This window comes from Prevotella sp. S7-1-8, assembly GCF_000758925.1.
Taxonomy (GTDB): domain Bacteria; phylum Bacteroidota; class Bacteroidia; order Bacteroidales; family Bacteroidaceae; genus Prevotella.
Genome location: NZ_JRNC01000028.1, coordinates 1 through 18324, shown reverse-complemented (window position 1 = coordinate 18324; position 18324 = coordinate 1). Strand labels below are relative to the sequence as shown.

At 46.0% G+C, this 18324-nt stretch carries 15 protein-coding genes; 6 read left to right on the top strand and 9 right to left on the bottom strand.

Translation table 11 applies throughout. From position 1 onward, the window contains the following. Positions 1 to 340 precede the first annotated feature (340 nt). A complete protein-coding gene (locus HMPREF1640_RS04410) occupies positions 341 to 550 on the top strand; it encodes a hypothetical protein (RefSeq protein WP_036892777.1) in 210 nt (69 codons plus the stop codon). On the opposite strand, the gene HMPREF1640_RS04405 is transcribed toward HMPREF1640_RS04410, so the two are convergent. Next, positions 533 to 1471: a ribose-phosphate pyrophosphokinase gene (locus HMPREF1640_RS04405; protein WP_036892776.1), complete on the bottom strand. Its 939-nt coding sequence runs from the start codon at positions 1469 to 1471 to the stop codon at positions 533 to 535. The genes HMPREF1640_RS04410 and HMPREF1640_RS04405 overlap by 18 nt on opposite strands. A gap of 172 nt (positions 1472 to 1643) precedes the next feature. Between HMPREF1640_RS04405 and nspC the strand changes: the two genes are divergently transcribed. From nspC to HMPREF1640_RS04385, 4 genes are all read left to right on the top strand, one after another. Further along, positions 1644 to 2825 (top strand): carboxynorspermidine decarboxylase, encoded by a 1182-nt coding sequence (gene nspC, locus HMPREF1640_RS04400; protein WP_036892774.1) that lies wholly within the window; start codon positions 1644 to 1646, stop codon positions 2823 to 2825. Between the two features lie 172 nt (positions 2826 to 2997). Next, entirely contained in the window at positions 2998 to 4290 is a 1293-nt protein-coding gene (serS, locus tag HMPREF1640_RS04395; protein WP_036892772.1) for a serine--tRNA ligase, read from the top strand. Continuing rightward, entirely contained in the window at positions 4290 to 4559 is a 270-nt protein-coding gene (locus HMPREF1640_RS04390) for a hypothetical protein (protein WP_036892770.1), read from the top strand. The genes serS and HMPREF1640_RS04390 overlap by 1 nt, the downstream gene beginning before the upstream one ends. 105 nt (positions 4560 to 4664) lie before the next feature. Then, the gene (locus HMPREF1640_RS04385) at positions 4665 to 7058 is read left to right on the top strand and encodes a bifunctional dihydroorotate dehydrogenase B NAD binding subunit/NADPH-dependent glutamate synthase (RefSeq protein ID WP_036892767.1); all 2394 of its coding nucleotides are present in this window, start codon (positions 4665 to 4667) and stop codon (positions 7056 to 7058) included. Positions 7059 to 7216: 158 nt separating this feature from the next. On the opposite strand, the gene HMPREF1640_RS04380 is transcribed toward HMPREF1640_RS04385, so the two are convergent. The 5 genes from HMPREF1640_RS04380 to HMPREF1640_RS04360 all read right to left on the bottom strand — a co-directional run bounded on the left by HMPREF1640_RS04380 (position 7217) and on the right by HMPREF1640_RS04360 (position 13987). Further along, positions 7217 to 7669: a YqaA family protein gene (locus tag HMPREF1640_RS04380; RefSeq protein ID WP_036892766.1), complete on the bottom strand. Its 453-nt coding sequence runs from the start codon at positions 7667 to 7669 to the stop codon at positions 7217 to 7219. Further along, entirely contained in the window at positions 7645 to 8583 is a 939-nt protein-coding gene (locus HMPREF1640_RS04375; protein WP_036892764.1) for a hypothetical protein, read from the bottom strand. The genes HMPREF1640_RS04380 and HMPREF1640_RS04375 overlap by 25 nt, the downstream gene beginning before the upstream one ends. A 191-nt stretch (positions 8584 to 8774) precedes the next feature. Then, a complete protein-coding gene (purD, locus tag HMPREF1640_RS04370) occupies positions 8775 to 10043 on the bottom strand; it encodes a phosphoribosylamine--glycine ligase (RefSeq protein WP_036892762.1) in 1269 nt (422 codons plus the stop codon). Between the two features lie 130 nt (positions 10044 to 10173). Further along, entirely contained in the window at positions 10174 to 12384 is a 2211-nt protein-coding gene (locus tag HMPREF1640_RS04365; RefSeq protein WP_036892760.1) for a DPP IV N-terminal domain-containing protein, read from the bottom strand. Then, the gene (locus HMPREF1640_RS04360; protein ID WP_036892758.1) at positions 12371 to 13987 is read right to left on the bottom strand and encodes a class I SAM-dependent RNA methyltransferase; all 1617 of its coding nucleotides are present in this window, start codon (positions 13985 to 13987) and stop codon (positions 12371 to 12373) included. The genes HMPREF1640_RS04365 and HMPREF1640_RS04360 overlap by 14 nt, the downstream gene beginning before the upstream one ends. A 945-nt stretch (positions 13988 to 14932) precedes the next feature. On the opposite strand from HMPREF1640_RS04360, the gene rd reads away from it, so the two are divergent. Continuing rightward, entirely contained in the window at positions 14933 to 15094 is a 162-nt protein-coding gene (gene rd, locus HMPREF1640_RS12750) for a rubredoxin (RefSeq protein ID WP_081935274.1), read from the top strand. Between the two features lie 201 nt (positions 15095 to 15295). Here the strand turns inward: rd and HMPREF1640_RS04355 are convergent, their stop codons facing one another. From HMPREF1640_RS04355 to HMPREF1640_RS04350, 3 genes are all read right to left on the bottom strand, one after another. Next, positions 15296 to 16486, bottom strand: a complete 1191-nt coding sequence (locus tag HMPREF1640_RS04355; protein ID WP_036892756.1) for an FprA family A-type flavoprotein — start codon at positions 16484 to 16486, stop codon at positions 15296 to 15298. A 35-nt stretch (positions 16487 to 16521) separates the two neighbouring features. After that, complete coding sequence (locus tag HMPREF1640_RS13200) at positions 16522 to 16686, bottom strand: hypothetical protein (RefSeq protein WP_156098710.1); 165 nt, start codon at positions 16684 to 16686, stop codon at positions 16522 to 16524. A gap of 590 nt (positions 16687 to 17276) precedes the next feature. Further along, complete coding sequence (locus HMPREF1640_RS04350) at positions 17277 to 17843, bottom strand: glucosaminidase domain-containing protein (protein WP_081935273.1); 567 nt, start codon at positions 17841 to 17843, stop codon at positions 17277 to 17279. Between the last annotated feature and the right edge of the window lie 481 nt (positions 17844 to 18324).

Genomic DNA, 18324 nt, shown 5'->3' with positions numbered 1-18324 from the left:
GGCAAACTTATTTTTAAACAAGCGAATTTGAGAGGGGTCTTTGTTCAAATAATTGACTGTTTCCAATTTTTCAAGAACCGCTTTCGGGGCAAGCGGTTTTTAAAAGAGAAAAACCGGAAACGCGCATACGCTCCGCCGCCATCATGAAGCGCGCGCGCCCCGTTCGCCCTCGCCTATGTTGCCAACATGGCGAGCGTCCCCTCAACACACACACGGCCATTTGTTGTGCCAAGGGGTTAATTTAAATAGCGAAACGAGACGCCACACATTTTCCACGGAGCCCAAGAAACATGGTTGCCCCTGTTGAGAAAGCATTGGTTTTCAAACGAAGTGCTTGTGTGTGAAGATAGCGGGAATGCTCAAGGAAATGGAGATGACGCCATTTCTTGTCAACCGTATCATGCTGGGAGACAGTGCCGTCCCATTGGATGACAAGAGCTTGGCGCCACGTTCAAAGTATATTCACAAGATGCGATGCTTGAAAGCGTTGCCGCCGTCGGGAAGACTAAACGTACGCTTGCGTAAAACAGCGCTATACCAAATATTGTGAGGATATGCTCTCATTGTTCACCACGCGGCGTATAGTCTCTGCTATCATGTCGGCTACGCTCAGCTGCACTACCTTTGAGCAGCGTCGCGTGTATGGAATGGAATCGGTAAACACCATTTCCTGCAACGCGGATTTCTGTATGCGCTCGTTGGCAGGCCCACTCATCACGCAGTGAGAGGCGCACGCGCGCACGCTGGTTGCGCCCGCTTCTAACATTATGTCAGCGGCCTTGGTGATCGTTCCGGCCGTATCTACCATGTCGTCGATAATGACTACGTTTTTGCCCCTCACCTCACCAATAATCTGCATGCTTTCCACGACGTTGGCGCGTGCGCGTGTTTTGTTGCACAAAACCAGCGGACAACCAAGATACTTGGCATAAGTGTTGGCGCGTTTGGAACCGCCAACATCGGGCGACGCTATTACGAGATCTTTGAGATGAAGCCCTTGGAGATAGGGAAGAATAACCCCGGAGGCATACAAGTGGTCCACGGGAACATCGAAGAACCCCTGAATTTGATCAGCGTGTAGATCCATGGTGATGAGCCTGTCAATGCCTGCCACGCTCAAAAGGTCCGCCACCAATTTTGCGCCAATGCTTACGCGAGGCTTATCCTTGCGATCTTGGCGAGCCCATCCAAAGTAAGGGATGACCGCGATGACGTGATTGGCCGAAGCGCGCTTGGCCGCATCGATCATCAACAAAAGCTCCATGAGGTTGTCTGAGTTGGGGAATGTGCTTTGAACCAGAAAAACATCTCGGCCTCTGATAGACTCCTCGTAAGAGACAGCAAATTCGCCATCGGAAAACTTGGTAACCACCAAATTGCCCAATGGGCAACCCAGACATGCGCAGATCTTCTCGGCAAGGTATCTGGAACGCGTACCTGAAAAAACTAAATAAGAGTTCTTTTCACTCATGTTAATTAGTGTCTTTATATAAAATGTGGATTTGGGCTTCTTGAATAAACGTGGGCTTTGTCAACGTTTGGATATCCAAATCGATGTAATTCGGCTGCAAATGTATGAAAAAATGTTTGAATGGGCAATATAATTTGAAAATAAAAGCTAACTTTGCACGAAACGAAAAAATATGAGAGTGAACCTCACCACTTTTGAGCAGTTGCACCAACCGGTTTACGTGTTGGAAGAAAGTAAACTCAGAAGAAATTTGGAGCTTATCAGCGGAATAGCCAAAGAAGCGGACGTGGAGATAATATTGGCTTTCAAGGCTTTTGCGTTGTGGAAAACTTTCCCAATCTTCAGGGAGTATATCGATGCCGTTGCGGCCAGCTCGTTGAATGAGGCGAGACTGGGCTACGAGGAATTTGGCCATTTGGTTCACACCTATTCGCCTGCGTATACTGACTATGAAATAGACGCCATGGCCAAATTGTCCACTCACATGGTATTCAACTCGTTGAGCCAAATGGACAAATATGCGGCGAGGATAAAGAAAACAAACCCCGCCGTAAGCCTTGGCATTCGGGTAAACCCTGAATACAGTGAGGTTAAGAACGCGCTTTACAACCCATGCGCGCTGGGCACTCGTTTTGGTGTCAGGGCGGACAAACTGCCCGAACAGCTCCCCAATGATATAGAAGGCTTTCATTGTCATTGCCACTGTGAGAATGGTGCGGATGTCTTTCAACGTACATTGGCTCACTTTGAAGAGAAATTCGCCAAGTGGTTCACGCAGCTTAAATGGATAAATTTTGGTGGCGGACACTTGATGACGCGTGCTGATTATGACGTGGATCTGTTAGTGAAAACGCTACGAGATTTTCACAAACGGCATCCCTCGCTTCGCGTTGTCTTGGAGCCCGGCAGCGCTTTCTTGTGGGAAACGGGCCCATTGGTGAGTCAAGTCGTGGACATCACGGAGGACAAAGGTGTCAGGAACGCCATTCTTAACGTAAGTTTTACGTGTCACATGCCCGATTGCCTTGAGGGCCCTTATTGGCCTGACGTTAGAAACGCGCGGACGATAGAGAGCCGGGACGGTGCCTTCGCGACGAATGCCGGCTCGCGACATGTATACCGTTTGGGTGGCTGCTCATGCCTGAGTGGCGACTTCATGGGGTATTGGAGCTTTGACCATGAGTTGCGATTGGGCGAGAATGTCATATTCGAGGATATGATACACTACACAACCGTGAAAACAAACATGTTTAACGGGGTGTCTCATCCGTCGATAGCTTTGGCACATCCAAATGGGGAATTGGAGTTGCTGCGTCAATACAGCTACGAAGATTATAAATTTAGGATGGATTAGAAGAATCGCTATTCACATATAGTGTGTAAAGGGGTACGCGGCAAGTGACATAAATACGAAAGCAAAACATGACTTGATAGTTTTACACTAAAACGACGGCATATATTTGTATACTCATGTTTTTTTTGTATTTTTGCCCAAAATATGATAAAAATTTAAAACATAGCACATTATGCTTACATTAAAACTCATCAGTGAAGAAACTGAACGTGTAATCAAAGGCTTGGAGAAAAAGCACTTCGAGGGTGCTCGTGAAACCATTTACAAAGTTTTGCAATATGATAAAACGCGGCGCGAATCGCAGCAACAGTTAGATACCATCAAGCAACAACAAAAACTTTTTGCCAAGAGGATAGGCGGCTTGATGAAAGAGGGCAAGAAGGAAGAAGCCGATGAAATAAAGGGTCAGGTTGCTGTAATGAAAAATCATGAAAAAGAGTTGCAAGAGGCTATGGACATGGCCCAAAAAAGTATGACAGACCTTTTGCTTCAGATACCCAACGTCCCCAATGACGATGTTCCCGAGGGTAGAGACGCCAACGACAATGTGGTGGTGAAAGAGGGTGGCAATATCCCCGATTTGGGCGAGGGCGCGCTTTGCCACTGGGATTTGCTCAAAGCGTATAAATTGGTAGACTTCGATTTGGGCGTGAAAGTTACCGGCGCGGGTTTTCCCATATACGTGGGCAAGATGGCAAGGTTTCAACGAGCGCTGGAAGCCTTCTTTTTGGACGAGGCTCGCAAGGCCGGTTATCTCGAAGTTCAGCCTCCATATTTGGTCAATGAGGCTTCGGGATATGGCACAGGGCAACTTCCTGACAAGGAAGGGCAGATGTACCATGCCCAACTTGACAACCTATACCTGATACCAACCGCGGAAGTTCCCGTAACCAACATTTTCCGAGACGAGATACTCGAGGAGAAAGATCTGCCCATGAAGAGATGCGCTTATTCCGCGTGCTTCCGACGCGAGGCCGGCTCTTATGGCAAGGATGTGCGCGGTCTCAATCGCTTGCACCAATTTGACAAGGTGGAGATCGTTAGGATAGACACGCCCAAGCACTCTTATGAAAGTCTTAAAGAAATGCTTGATCATGTGGAATCGTTGCTTCTAAAGTTGGAATTGCCCTACCACATTTTGCGTCTTTGTGGTGGAGATATGAGCTTTACCTCTGCCATTTGTTACGACTTCGAAGTGTGGAGCGCGGCGCAAAAAAGATGGCTTGAGGTTTCCTCGGTATCCAATTTTGAAAGTTATCAGGCCAATAGATTGCATTGTCGCTATCGCCGTGAGGACACAAAGAAAACAGAACTTTGTCACACGCTAAATGGCTCGGCTCTCGCTTTGCCTCGCGTTGTGGCCGCCATAATAGAAAACTATCAAACCAAGGGAGGAATACGTGTGCCTAAGGTTCTTGTTCCCTATTGTGGTTTTGACATGCTCGACGACCAAAATTTTCAGTAGTGAAGATAACGATGTCCTGGGCACGCATTGTCATAGCTATATGCGTCCTTCTGTTTCACGGACAGAATAGCGTGGCTCGGCACAGGTTGGGTGCGCCAACCCTTGAGCATTATGCCGGGCAGAGCTATTCTTTCGTGTTTAATGGTGGACCCGACTTCAGAAAAGGTATAACCGCTGGCTTGGATTTGCGGAAAAAGATTAGCAAGGCACTTTACGGTATGCGGAGGGATCGCCTATGCGCCTATGGGTGGATTTGGGGAAAAGTTTGATTTATGAAAAACACTGTCAGAACCATTCGTTCCGCGTCATCCATCATCCATGATTTCTATAAATAGGAAACATATGTACCCTTAATCGCTAATACGAAAACAGTTATGAATAAGATTATTTGGAAAAAGCAATTTTCAGAAAAAGTTTATTGCTTTGAGGTTGAAGCGCCGCTTATCGCTAAAAGTTGCAGGGCTGGAAACTTTGTTATAGTCAGAGTGGATAAAAAAAGCGAACGAGTCCCATATACCATCGCAAAAGCCGACATGGAAAAAGGCACTTTGACTATGGTCATTCAAGAAGTTGGGCTTTCTTCCACCAAGTTTTGCAAATTAAACGTAGGAGATAGTGTCGTAGACATTGTCGGACCCTTGGGCTCCGCGTCAAAAATCGAGAAGTATGGCACTGTCATTTGCGCGGGAGGTGGCATTGGCATCGCTGCTATTCTGCCCATACTCACAGCGTTGAAACAAGCTGGCAACCGTGTTATATCTGTATTGGCTGGGCGAACAAAAGACCTTGTCATTATGGTGGATGACGTGAAAGCCTATAGCGACGAAGTGATTATCATGACTGACGATGGCTCGTGGGGACAAAAAGGCGTGGTGACAGTAGGCGTGGAACAAGTGATCAACAGAGAGCGAGTGGACAAGGTTATTGCTATTGGGCCACCCATGATGATGAAGTTTACATCGCTCACCGCAAAGAAACATGGCATTCCAAACGATGTCTCCCTGAATACAATTATGGTTGACGGTACTGGCATGTGTGGTGCCTGTCGGCTCACGATAGGTGGCAAAACCAAGTTTGTATGTATAGACGGCCCGGAATTTAACGGCGACTTGGTGGATTGGGATGAGATGATGAAGCGAATGGGAACTTTCAAGAATGTGGAGCAAGAGGAGATGGCGCGTTACAACGAAATGTCCATGCTTCGTTCTTCTGAAATTGCTGAAACAGTGATTGCGCGACCAGGTCAAGAAGATGGTGGGCAGGCGGACAACAACACATCGTATCTCGCACCGGCCGGTCCTGCGGAAGAGGATGGTGTAAACGAAGACTTAAAGGACAGAAACGCACGATGGCGAAAAGATTTGCGCTCGGCGATGAAAGCAAAAGAGCGTATGGGTATTCAACGAGTAAATATGCCGGAGCTTAACGCCGAGTATCGCGCGACAACGCGTTTGGAGGAAGTGAACCAAGGTCTAACTCCTGAAATGGCCATCACTGAAGCCAAAAGATGTTTGGACTGTGCCAAGCCTACATGCGTGGAGGGATGTCCGGTGAGCATAGATATTCCTTCTTTTGTAAAAAATATAGAGCGAGGTCATTTTGCCTCGGCCGCAAAAGTGCTCAAAATGACATCCGCCTTGCCTGCCGTATGCGGTAGGGTTTGCCCACAAGAAAAGCAATGCGAGAGTAGGTGCATCCATTTGAAAATGAACGAGCCTGCGGTAGCTATCGGGTATTTGGAACGATTTGCCGCAGACCATGAACGCGAAAACGGGACCAGCGACATTCCAAAGACCGCACCAAGCAATGGTATGCGTGTGGCCGTGGTGGGATCGGGCCCTGCTGGATTGAGTTTTGCCGGTGACATGGTGAAAAGAGGATTTGAGGTCTATGTGTTCGAGGCATTGCATGAGGTGGGCGGCGTCTTGAAATATGGAATACCCGAATTTCGTTTGCCCAATAGAATAGTGGACGCTGAAATTGACGCGTTAAAAAAATTAGGCGTACATTTCCAAACGGATACTATTATAGGAAAAACTATCAGTATAGACGAGATTGAGGAGAAAGGGTTTAAGGGTATCTTCGTGGCGTCTGGCGCCGGGCTGCCTAATTTTATGGGTATTCCCGGCGAGAACTTAATCAATGTAATGTCGAGTAACGAATACCTTACACGCGTAAATCTTATGGATGCGGCCAACCCGGCCACCGACACCCCTATCATTCTTGGCAAAAACGTTATTGTTGTTGGTGGTGGCAACACGGCGATGGATTCGTGTCGCACGGCGAAACGACTTGGCGCGAATGTCACATTGGTATATAGGCGGTCGGAAAAAGAAATGCCTGCCCGTTTGGAGGAGGTGAAACATGCCAAAGAAGAGGGCATTAATTTCTTGACACTCCATAATCCTAAAGAGTATATAGGTGACAAAAACGGCCGCGTATGTGGCGCGGCGCTTGATGTAATGGAGCTGGGTGAGCCGGACGCTTCTGGCAGAAGGCGTCCGGTGGTAACGGGCAAAACCGTCCATTTGGATTGTGACCAAGTGATTGTGTCTGTTGGCGTGTCACCCAATCCTTTGGTGCCAAAGTCCGTGCCAGGCCTTGAGTTGGGGCGAAAGAATACTATTGTTGTTAACGATGGCATGCAATCATCCATCTCTAATATCTATGCCGGAGGGGATATTGTACGTGGTGGAGCAACTGTCATTCTTGCCATGGGAGACGGACGGCGCGCCGCTAAAAGTATGGCGGAGCAATTATTGTCTTGACATGATCGATCTGGGCTGACGTATAACAAACCCATCGCGTGTCATTATATATAATAGTTCGTTAAATTTCAAGCTATGAGCTATGCGAATGGGTGTGTCAGGGTCTGCGCGCAAAGAGCTTTTTCCAAATTCCGCACAAACGAAATGGCGCGGTCATATTAAACAATCATGCCAGCGCTATATACTAACAGTATGTATCTCAGGGCTTTCCCGGCGGTTATGCTGAATATGCTGATAACAAGATTGGCGCGCGTAAGCCCAAGCGTTACGGTGATGGCAGAACCTATAATGGGCAGAAAAGCGAAGAAGCCCATCCATGCGCCATACCCGGACATAAAACGCTCTGCTTGTTTAAGTTTGCCAGAATTAACGTGGAGATATTTCTCTATCCATTCGAGCTTACCCAAGCTGCCTACAAGATAGTTGAACATGCCTCCTGCGACATTGCCTATTGTCGCATAAACGATAAGTTCGGTGGCGTTCAATCCGGTTCCCAACAGTCCGACGATCACCACCTCGCTACTGAAAGGGAAGACGCTCCCGGCCAGAAACGCCGAGATCAACATTCCCCAATAGCCATAGTTTATCAGAAAATCGTTAAAGGCATCCACAGGTTATAAAAGGTGATTATTAGCGCCAAAGCGATAATGGCATAAAAGCAAATGTTAGAAATCTTGGTGTGTGACAATGCCAGATAATGGCCAATGAGCGGCGAGGTGGTCAGGATGGTTAAGCCCAACAACCGGTCAAAGTGTCTCGGTTGCAAAATTATAAGGCAGAAACAGCACAAATCGATCACTATGAAAACCTCGTAAATCATACGTGTGCGTATCTTGTCCAAATAGCTGTACATCAAAAAGTGGGCGCCCCCTATAATGGCCAAGGCGGCAACGAATATTGCCGTGACAATGCGATGCTCGTCAATCGTGGCAAAATCAAGCATTGGACCAATTTGTATTAGCTCGACGAAATGGCGCGGAAAAAAACTCAAATCGCCCACATATATGAAATATGCGGCGGCAAACCAGTAAGGGGTCGCAATGCCTAACAAGGTGGCAAAAAATGTTCTCGCGCTAAACGCCATGACATTTGTGGCTAAGAGAATCCACAAAACAGGCAACAGGAACAACACTTGCACAAACACTATACTGGCTATTCCCAAGGCGAAAAACGCAAAAAAGACGTGATTGGTTGCCGTGGGGTTTTGGTATGCCTTGAAGAAACACAAATAAAAAACCACAAACGCTGTTACAGCTACCATGGAAACAATGTCGGCCATGACAAAGTTTGACATGATGATCATCACCAGAAAAGAACATGACACCATGCGGCTGTATATGCGAATGAGCGAGTTGGCGTTGTTGAGTTCGACAAGCGTTAACGTTGACAGTCCTAACAACAGAACCTGCCCCCATAGCTGACATGTTTGCATGCCGATAAAGACACATAGCAATGCCACGTAGATCGCGGTTGCGGGAAGCGTCCATCGTGACTGCGCTATTTTCGTTTGACTGCGTGTTAACATCTTTCTATGGTTTTATTCAAAACGAGTAATGTTATTGGTTGGTCGTGGTGAGAGGCTCTGTTCGCTCCCTTGACAATTCCGTCAAATCCCGAGCACTTAAAAATTGATTATAAGTAATCATAATGCAATTGCCCACCATCCAATGAATAAATGGGGTGGGGTGGTGGCATGTTGGCATAAATGGGGGGATTTTAAATGTCCTGGCCGATGTCGGTCCTGGAATATTTGTCAGTGAATTTGATTTTTTTAGCCTCTTCAAAACATTTTCGCAATGCTTCTTCCTTGTCATTGCCATAGGATGACACCGCCATTACACGTCCACCGTCGGTAACGATTTGCCCATTTTCCACAGATGTTCCAGAATGAAACAAAACACTGTCCTTGACATTATCCAATCCCGTAATGGGGTAGCCTTTCTTGTAGGACTGTGGATACCCGCCACTGACCAGCATGACACAGACGGCCGACCGTGGGTCTATCTCAATCTCTTTGGTGTTGAGATTGCCATTGGCAACACCTTCGAAAAGGTCTACAATGTCGCTCTTAAGGCGTAGCATGACAGTTTCTGTCTCTGGATCGCCCATGCGACAGTTATATTCTATGACCATCGGGTCGCCCCCAACATTGATTAATCCGAAGAATATGAATCCTTTATAGTCTATGTTCTCTTTGGCAAGACCATCCATGGTGGGGCGTATAATGCGCTTTTCTACCTTGTCCATCCATTCCTTGGTGGCAAAGGGTACGGGCGAGACGCTTCCCATTCCGCCTGTGTTCAAGCCTGTGTCATGTTCGCCAATGCGCTTGTAATCTTTGGCCTCTGGCAATATTTTGTAGTTTTTCCCATCCGTAAGAACAAACACAGAACATTCCACGCCGGCGAGAAACTCTTCTATAACAACTTTGGCAGATGCCTCTCCAAACATGCCTCCAAGCATCTTGCGCAGCTCTTGTTTGGCCTCGTCGAGCGTAGGCACTATCAAAACGCCCTTGCCAGCGGCCAAGCCGTCGGCCTTGAGCACGTATGGTGGTGTTAGTGTCTCGAGAAATTTGATGCCGTCATCAATGGTGTTGGCGTCAAAGGTTTCGTAAGCAGCCGTGGGGATGCCGTGACGTTTCATAAAAGACTTGGCGAAATTTTTACTGCTCTCAAGTATGGCTCCTTGCTTGGATGGGCCAATGACAGGTATCGACTTGGTGCGGCCATCATTTTTGAACGCGTCATAAACACCTTTCACCAAGGGAGCCTCTGGACCAACGACAACCATGTCTACATCGTAATTGACAACAAAGTCTTTTTGCTTGTCAAAGTCATCGATACCTATGGGCACATTCTCCCCAACGGCGGCGGTTCCCGCGTTACCAGGGGCGATATACAGCTTTTCGCATTTGTCGCTCTGCGCTATCTTCCATGCCAAGGCGTGCTCACGGCCTCCGCTTCCTAAAAGTAGTATTTTCATGTTCTTGGTGTATTTTAATGTCGGTCTGGCGGCCTAAATAGGATGCCATACCTTTTATCGCCGCTAATCGGAGAAAGTTAATGTAATTGTCGCCGAAATTTGAAATTAATGACAGTCGTCAAATGTGTCACTATTTTAGATAGTCGTCAAAATAGCGCGAAATGCGCTCGTGCAAGTGCGTGGATTGATGGCCTCGCATGTTGTGTGGCTCACCCGGATATACAAAGAAATCAGGTTGCGTTCCGTCTTGAATGCACTGTTTGATGAATGTGAAAGCGTGCTGTGGAACTACGACTGGATCGTTAAGGCCAATGATAATCTGAAGTTTGCCTTTGAGGTTTTTGGCTTTTGGCAAGAGGCTTGACTGCTCGTAACCCGCCGCGTTGGTTTGTGGCGTATCCATGTACCGCTCTCCATACATCACCTCGTACCACTTCCAGTCTATCACAGGGCCACCCGCGACACCCACTTTGAAAACGTCTGGATGGGATGTCATCATGTTGATGGTCATAAAACCACCAAAGCTCCAACCATGCACTCCCATTCTGTCAGCGTCCACATAACTGAGAGTCTTTAAGAAATCAACGCCCTTCATTTGGTCTTTCATCTCCTCAACGCCAAGGTGACGGAATGTGACCTGCTCAAAATTCTTGCCTCGATTTTCACTGCCACGATTGTCAAGGATAAACAGTAAATAGCCTTTTTGTGCCATGTAGGTTTCCCAAGACCTGCTGCCATAGTGCCATTTGGCGTCGACATTGTGGGCATGAGGGCCTCCGTACACATAGATGATGGTAGGGTATTTCTTGTTCGGGTCAAAGCCTATGGGTAGCACCATGCGATAATACAGGTCGGTGACACCGTCAGACGCTTTGATAGTTCCGCATTTGTATTCTGGAATATTGTATCCCTTCCATGGGTTGTCAGCCGTAAAGTAACGACGCTTTTGATTGGCTTTGACGCCCACTATGGCTATGTTGTTCGGAATGTCGGGAGTGGAATAGCGGTCTATGATGTAAGCTCCAGACCCACTTGGATAAGCGTTGTGCCACCCTTTGCCATTCTCGTCGATAAGCGTACGCTTGCCAGTCTTTACGTTGACAGAATATATATTGCGCTGTATGGCGCTACGCTCGTTGGAAGCGATGATGACGCTCTTGGTGGTCCGGTCGAATCCTAACAGTTGCATTACCACCCATTGGCCACTTGTGAGTTGTTTGATTTGCTTGCCATGAATGTCAAAAAGGTACAGATGGTTATAGCCGTCCTTTTGACTTTGCATGATAAATTTGCCATTGTCCCACGGCAAGAAAACAATCGGATTGGCAGGCTCCACATATTTTGAGTCGGTCTCTCGGTAAAGCTCGCTTATTTTTTTGCCTGTCGTGGCATCATAACTAACCAAGCGACAATCATTTTGGTCGCGGTTCAGCTCAAACAGATAGATGGTCTTGGAGTCGGGAGCCCATGCTGGATTGGTGAAATACCGGTCGGTTGGGTCGCCAGTTTGCAAGTAAATCTTACGCCCGGCACTTATATCATACACGCCGATTGTTACCTTGTGCATGGCCTCGCCAGCCATAGGATATTTCTCAGGGGCGCAGGTCGCTATCCTGCTTTGGCCTTTAGATGGCTTCCAATCAGCATCTTGGATATCGACAAGTGGATAATCTGTTACCATGCTTTGGTCCATTCGAGTAAACGCCAACTTGTTACCGTCTGGACTGAAGAAGACGCCTTTTTTATATCCAAACTCGTCACGATGTACGCTTTGACCATAAATGATGTTACGACTGCCATCCTCAGAAAGTTGGGCTGTTACGCCATTGGCTTGCCGAACAAAAAGATTGTAATTGTCGTGTTTGGTATAAGCCGTGCATTTTGAGACAGGGTTCCACTCCAAGACATTGATACCATCATTGGTTTGCGACCACGTTATCTGTTTCGTTTTGAAGTTTAATAGCACTTGCTTGGAATTGTATCGCAGGAGCGCCAATGGTTTGTTGGCATATGGAAACTGTAGGTAATAAAGAGAACGAAGTCCTTTTCCCGAAGGTTCGCCTAAGCATTGGTTTACTTGGTCAAGCGTGAACAGCAAGGTTTCTTTTGCGGAACGCTTGTCGACGACATAACATTTGTCAAGGTCCAAACGCACCAACACGTCGCCCCACCAAGTGGTGAAACGAGTCTTAGGTGTCATGTTGTGATAATTGTTTCCACCGAAATTAAGGTCTTCGAGGGTAAACTGCTTTAGCTTTGCCTGTGCTTGGGCACCTTGTGAAAAGTTTATCATAGATGTTAGAACCAATGCTCCCGCCGCAATCCAACTATTCATCTTCATGGTCAAATGTTTTATATTTGTATGGTTTGTTCTCGCCTTGTCGCGATGCTCTTTTGAAATCTTTGCCATCATACGATTTAAATCCGCTGTCGTGTCGACGTGGTTTAAAATCGTCCTTGTCGTCCATGGCGTTTCTTTTGAACTTTCTTTCACCGCGCTTGCCGCGTTTGTCAAATGGGAAAGCTCCTTGTTCTTCTCCAAAATTACGCCGATTGCCACGTGGCCTGTCCTCTTTCCGTGGCCTGCCCTTGCGGTCGGAGTTCTCCCAAGGGTCTTCGTGCGAGGGGTGATTAAATGAGGATTTGCCGCGGAGTAGGGAGTGGAATTGGAAAGAGCGAATGTCTCCTTCTTCGTTTGAAGCCTCTGCCTCAAGTCGTTCCTTGAACTCGCGATTTTTCTTGAAGCGATGCTTTTGGGCCATTTCTCGTTTTTCTTCTTCGGTCTTCACAACGCCGCCTTCTTCCCTGAAGGTCTTCATTTTCCCGTCAAAAAGTGTGTATTTCCGAAATTCGCACTCCAAACTACCATTATATACAGGTATCTTGATGCTGGGTTTCAGACCGATTTGCTCGAAGCATTCTTCGCGATAACTCAATATCCATGCGTCATTGCCGCCAAATTCGTGCTTCAGTCGCTCGCCAATCATCCTGTATGTCCCTAATAAGTTGGGGGTGGATATACGCTCCCCGTATGGCGGATTGGTTACGATGATACTTTTTTCGGCTGGCCTTTGAAAATCTTTGAAATCTTGATGCTGTATGGTAATATCTTTGGATAGGCCCGCCGCCTTGACATTTTGTGTGGCGGTGTTCACGGCCTTCATGTCAATGTCATAACCATAGATGTGATGCTCAAATTCGCGTTCCTGCGTTTCATCGTTGTAGATTGCGTCAAAAAGGTTTGGATCGAAATCGTTCCACTTCTCAAAAGCGTATTCTTTCCTGAAGACACCCGGCGAGATATTGCGTGCAATAAGGGCTGCTTCGATGGCTAAAGTGCCAGAGCCACACATGGGATCTATGAAGTCTGTGTCACCTGTCCAACCTGTCATCATAATCATTCCTGCTGCCAAGACCTCGTTCAATGGAGCCTCTACACTCTCCTGCCTATAACCTCGACGGTGCAGGCTCTCTCCACTGGAGTCTAAGCATAAGGTGGCATCGTCTTCCGCGATGTGTATGTGAAGTTTGATGTCTGGATTGCTTACGGATATGTTGGGACGCTGGCCACTCCTTTCTCTAAATTGGTCAACGATAGCGTCTTTCACTTTGTAAGTGACAAAACGAGAGTTTCGGAACTCGTTGGAATACACAACTGAGTCTACGGAAAAGGTTTTGCCTTGCTGAATATACTCGCTCCAATCTATTTTTTGAACTTCTTCATACACCTCGTCAGCGGAGCGTGCCTTGAAGTGTTTGATGGTTTTTAGAATTCGTATGGCAGTGTGCAACTGGAAATTAGCGCGGTACATGGTTTCCTTGTCGCCTGAAAACGATACCATACGTCTGCCTATTTGTACATTGTTTGCACCCATGTGGGTGAGCTCTTGTGCCAAAACCTGCTCTAACCCCATGAATGTTTTGGCGATGAGTTCAAATTCCATTTTCTTTGAATTGTCTGTTATAATCTTGCGTTTATGCTTTTATTGTACATATTATATATATGTATATGGCGTCAAATCACTTTGGCAGCCATGTCTTAGCCCACAATGGTGCCACTTTTCCAATGGCATACTGTCCTGTATGAGTGGTGTATGCCATAGACAATAGGCAAAGTTAATAAATTCTATGCAAAGGAATAAAGGATTGTATATAAATTTTAAAACTATTTTTTATGTTTTTATTTTATAGAGTCAACTGACAAGTTAAAAATTAAGCGTAAACTCTGAAGAACGCTTCTTGTGTTGTAATAAAGTTTAGCAAAGAATACTAATACTGGCAAATTGGTCGCTTATCATGGACTTGGGTGTCGTGACAATGAGCGCGGAGTTCGCTGTTTCTACCATGCCAAAATATTTGCGACCGTTTGCCAAGAGTGTCTCCGCAAGATTTTTTGTTTTTCCTAAAGGATTTATAGACAGTATAAGCTTTTATTTGTGCCGATGGCAATTCGACAGCGAATTAGATCATGGGCTTTTGTAACGTCAATGGTTACATGATGGTTTTCGTTGAGCGCATTTATAGATATATACGAGCGGACAGGGCGCAACATGGTGTGTTTTCGCAATATTTTCGCTATAGTCTGGAAGCGTGGCGAACGCCTCGTCCGAGGTTACCTGCCAATCAAGGAACGTGTTGGTATATAGGGTGTCCGCCTGAGGCTGGCGGAACAAAACCATGATGTTGGGAGGGGGGGCATGGTGTATACAATTTGATATTTTATGAAATAAAAGACGTTGATTTTCTTGGGTTTCTAAAAAAAAGAACTACCTTTGTGGTGTCGGATGCAATAGGGGCTAATGTGTATAATTTTTTATCGATTTTAGATAGAGCCCCCTATAAATGAAATTACGAATTTGAATACATATTATTAATTAAACAAAACTATTATGAAAAAGTACGTATGTGATGTTTGTGGTTATGTGTACGATCCAGAGGTGGGCGATCCAGACAATGGAATCGAAGCAGGAACTGCTTTCGAGGATCTTCCCGAGGATTGGGTTTGCCCTGAGTGTGGCGTAGGCAAAGAAGACTTTAGCCCTGCTGACTAATCATCAGGCCAACTTGCCCAAACACTTTTCCAGAATGGAGTTTCCGGGCAAAAGGATAATAAAAATGGTTTTACCGTTGGATGTTTGCCATCTGGGGTAAAACCATTTGTTATTTGGTGTGTTGTTATTTTGGGCGCATTGCGGCCTGGATGTTTTTTGTTTTCAGCAGAGCCTCATCCTTAAGGGGTACGTCACGATTTTTTATTCTTTATCCAATAGTTTCTTGGCCATGCTTTGTCCAAGTGCTATGCATTTGGCTCGTACATCTTCGTTCATCGACTGTTTCATCTCTACGGGCTCGCCCACAGGCTCAAAATGAAACTTGTTCTCATTCCAGTCTTTTAGGATAGAAACAGCTTTGCTGGCCCAGCAGAAACTGCCAAACCATCCCATGTATCGGTTTTTCATGTCACGATTGGCAATGGCAGAAAGCAGGTGTTCCATCTGTGGGTATATGCTGTTGTTGTAAGTGGGTGCGCCAAGGATGAGCCCTTGGTATCTGAACATGTCTCGCAGAACGTAAGAGTAGTGGGTCTTGGATAGATTTATAAGGCTGATTTTCTCCATGCCAGCTTGCGAGGCGGCTTCAGCGATGACTTCTGCCATGCGCCCAGTGTTACCGTACATGGTGCCATAGGCAATAACGAGACCTGGCTCCGCGTCATATTTGCTCATGCGATCATACATTTCAACCACCTTGGACAGGTGCTTGTGCCATACGGGGCCGTGTGTGGTGCAGAGATAATCGAGCTGTACGCCACTTATCTTTTTTAGTGCGTTTTGGACTGGGGTGCCGTATCTGCCCACGATGTTAGAGTAATAGCGAATCATCTCCAACCAGTATTTTTCAGTGTCAATATGGTCATCGAGTATACCGCCGTTGAGCGATCCAAAGCAACCAAAGGCGTCCCCGGTGAACGCAACGTTGACATTTATGTCGACAGATACCATTGTCTCGGGCCAGTGAACCATAGGCGTGAGGTAGAAATTGAGGGTGTGACGACCTAAAGATAGGGAGTCGCCATTCTTGATCTCTATTGCTCCATCCGTAATTCCATAAAATCCTTTCATCATGTCAAAAGTCTTTTTGTTGCCTACAATTTTCACATCGGGGTAAAATTTGCGTAACAATGACAGTGAGCTGCTGTGGTCAGGCTCCATGTGATGGATAACCACATAGTCGATGGGGCGGTCTCCAATAACCTCGCGTATATTGGCCAAAAACTGTGGGTAAAAATCGATTTCAACGGTGTCCATCAAACAAACTTTCTCATCTACAACTATATATGAGTTGTAGGTAACACCCTCTGGTATTGGCCATAAGCCCTCAAAGAGTCGTTTGTTCAAATCGTTGACACCAACGTAATAAACTTGATCGGCTATTTTTTTCATCTTTTAAATCAATATTTTTAATTGAAAAATTCTATTTAAACTATGTAATCCAAAAATGTTTCAACTTGTTTTTCAAGCTCTTGTTGTTGTTCTGTTATTTTTAGTTCATTGTTTTCCCAACTTTCAGAGCGAAGTGTTACGCCTGCCTGTGGCTCTGACATCATATTGGCATTCACTGTTTTAAGTGGTTCTGTCAACATGGCTCTGTATCTTTATGTTACACCGGCTTCCACCAAGGGGGGGCTTCTTGCCCAATCATGGGCGTAGATGAGGCATAGTTTCCGGCTGCCAATGGGCGAGTAAGCCAATCTAAAACTTTTTTGACATGTCAGGGATAACTGTGATTGTTTTCGGGACAGAGTGTGCAAACGGCATGCGCACAAGAAATGGTGTCATGTAGTTGGGTTGTCACAGTGGAAACGGGAAACCCTATGTCTTGGTTAATAAGTGGTACGTCATGATAGTCCTGATAGCTGACATAGAACACGTTTGTCAATTATTTTATCGGCGATATTGTCCAGATAACGGTTTGAAGCGGTTTTTCTTAAGAAGCCTATAATAAACAAAATATTTTTTTTCATTGCTGTATTGGTAATGAATGATAAATGTTTGGCAAAATTACTCAAATTTCATTATATAAGCAAGCAATCGTTTGATTTTTACGGATTTAACTTTTCGTATACTTGTTTTTAAGTATATTACATGTGCCATGCGATTTTTGGGGGTATGGAGAGCAAGCATGGTATGATGGGGTGGAATAATGAGAACGTCCTCCATTGAGCTATGTGGGTTATGATTTCGTGGATTGTGCCAATTCTTCCCGTTGGGCGAAAAGTGTGGGGGCGAGCTTTTTCTGTATGCGACGCACTTTATAAGTGTATCGTTTGTCTTCTGCGTAGCCTATTCGGTTGAGAAAAGCGTAATAATCACCGCCCGAATACTTATATTGTACGTCATCGCGATATGCCCTAACCGACTCTTCCCATGTGTCGAATGTGTAGTAGCTGCCATCGCTCGGATGACGCAAGCCAAATAGATTGTGGTTGATTAGACACTGCTCGCTGGTAAAATGGCCTGTTTCTAAAATGGCCTGCGCCGCTACAATATATTTGTGTTTCACGCCATACAGCTCGAGCACCGATAGCAAATTGTCTATGGTGAGTTCTAAACATGGAGCGTCTCGGCACTCGTCATAGCTCTTGGATGTTTGCATATGTTGTAAGATGGCGCATTGTTGATGTTCCTTAGGGGAGACAGGTAGTGCGTCGGGCAGGCATTGAGCTTGTCCTATTGTAATGAATACACCCAACAATAGGACGAGCAATACTCGTTTCGTCTCAAAATTGTAATTGCGCATGATTTTTTAAAAACGGCCTTGCATGAACTTTATTTGATTTCTCACGTAGGTTTTAATGTTGTTTAACGGTTGGGGCTTTGGGGCGGAGTACATTAGCATATGCAAATTTACACTATTTTGTCTTAATCATGTCTTTTGGCTTTATAAATCCTTTTTCCTTTCTGGGGCTGCCATTTAATTTTCGAATAATTCCCTTGATGTGTTTTTTGATATTCCCCTGAAATCTCTTTTCTTGGGTATAATGCCTGGTATGTGCGTCCATGTTTTCGTATTAAATCCCCCCAAAAGACCTTACTTGCGTAAGATTTGTCTTGTGCGTCGACGATACTATCGTGCGTAATGACAACGGTGGAAAGAACGCCATCTCCGTCGATGTTAAGCTTGTCCCCATCACCGTAACCGTCTCCGCATTTTTGTCAATGGGAGAACATGGACGATTTGGCGAAAAAGCGCTTGACGCGGAAAGCGGCGTGGCGGGGGG

Bases quoted from the DNA above. Each gene is read 5' to 3' on its own strand.
- HMPREF1640_RS04405 (WP_036892776.1), bottom strand. From the start codon at position 1,471: ATGAGTGAAAAGAACTCTTATTTAGTTTTTTCAGGTACGCGTTCCAGA.
- nspC (WP_036892774.1), top strand. From the start codon at position 1,644: ATGAGAGTGAACCTCACCACTTTTGAGCAGTTGCACCAACCGGTTTAC.
- serS (WP_036892772.1), top strand. From the start codon at position 2,998: ATGCTTACATTAAAACTCATCAGTGAAGAAACTGAACGTGTAATCAAA.
- HMPREF1640_RS04385 (WP_036892767.1), top strand. From the start codon at position 4,665: ATGAATAAGATTATTTGGAAAAAGCAATTTTCAGAAAAAGTTTATTGC.
- HMPREF1640_RS04375 (WP_036892764.1), bottom strand. From the start codon at position 8,583: ATGTTAACACGCAGTCAAACGAAAATAGCGCAGTCACGATGGACGCTT.
- purD (WP_036892762.1), bottom strand. From the start codon at position 10,043: ATGAAAATACTACTTTTAGGAAGCGGAGGCCGTGAGCACGCCTTGGCA.
- HMPREF1640_RS04365 (WP_036892760.1), bottom strand. From the start codon at position 12,384: ATGAAGATGAATAGTTGGATTGCGGCGGGAGCATTGGTTCTAACATCT.
- HMPREF1640_RS04360 (WP_036892758.1), bottom strand. From the start codon at position 13,987: ATGGAATTTGAACTCATCGCCAAAACATTCATGGGGTTAGAGCAGGTT.
- rd (WP_081935274.1), top strand. From the start codon at position 14,933: ATGAAAAAGTACGTATGTGATGTTTGTGGTTATGTGTACGATCCAGAG.
- HMPREF1640_RS04355 (WP_036892756.1), bottom strand. From the start codon at position 16,486: ATGAAAAAAATAGCCGATCAAGTTTATTACGTTGGTGTCAACGATTTG.
- HMPREF1640_RS13200 (WP_156098710.1), bottom strand. From the start codon at position 16,686: ATGTTGACAGAACCACTTAAAACAGTGAATGCCAATATGATGTCAGAG.
- HMPREF1640_RS04350 (WP_081935273.1), bottom strand. From the start codon at position 17,843: ATGCGCAATTACAATTTTGAGACGAAACGAGTATTGCTCGTCCTATTG.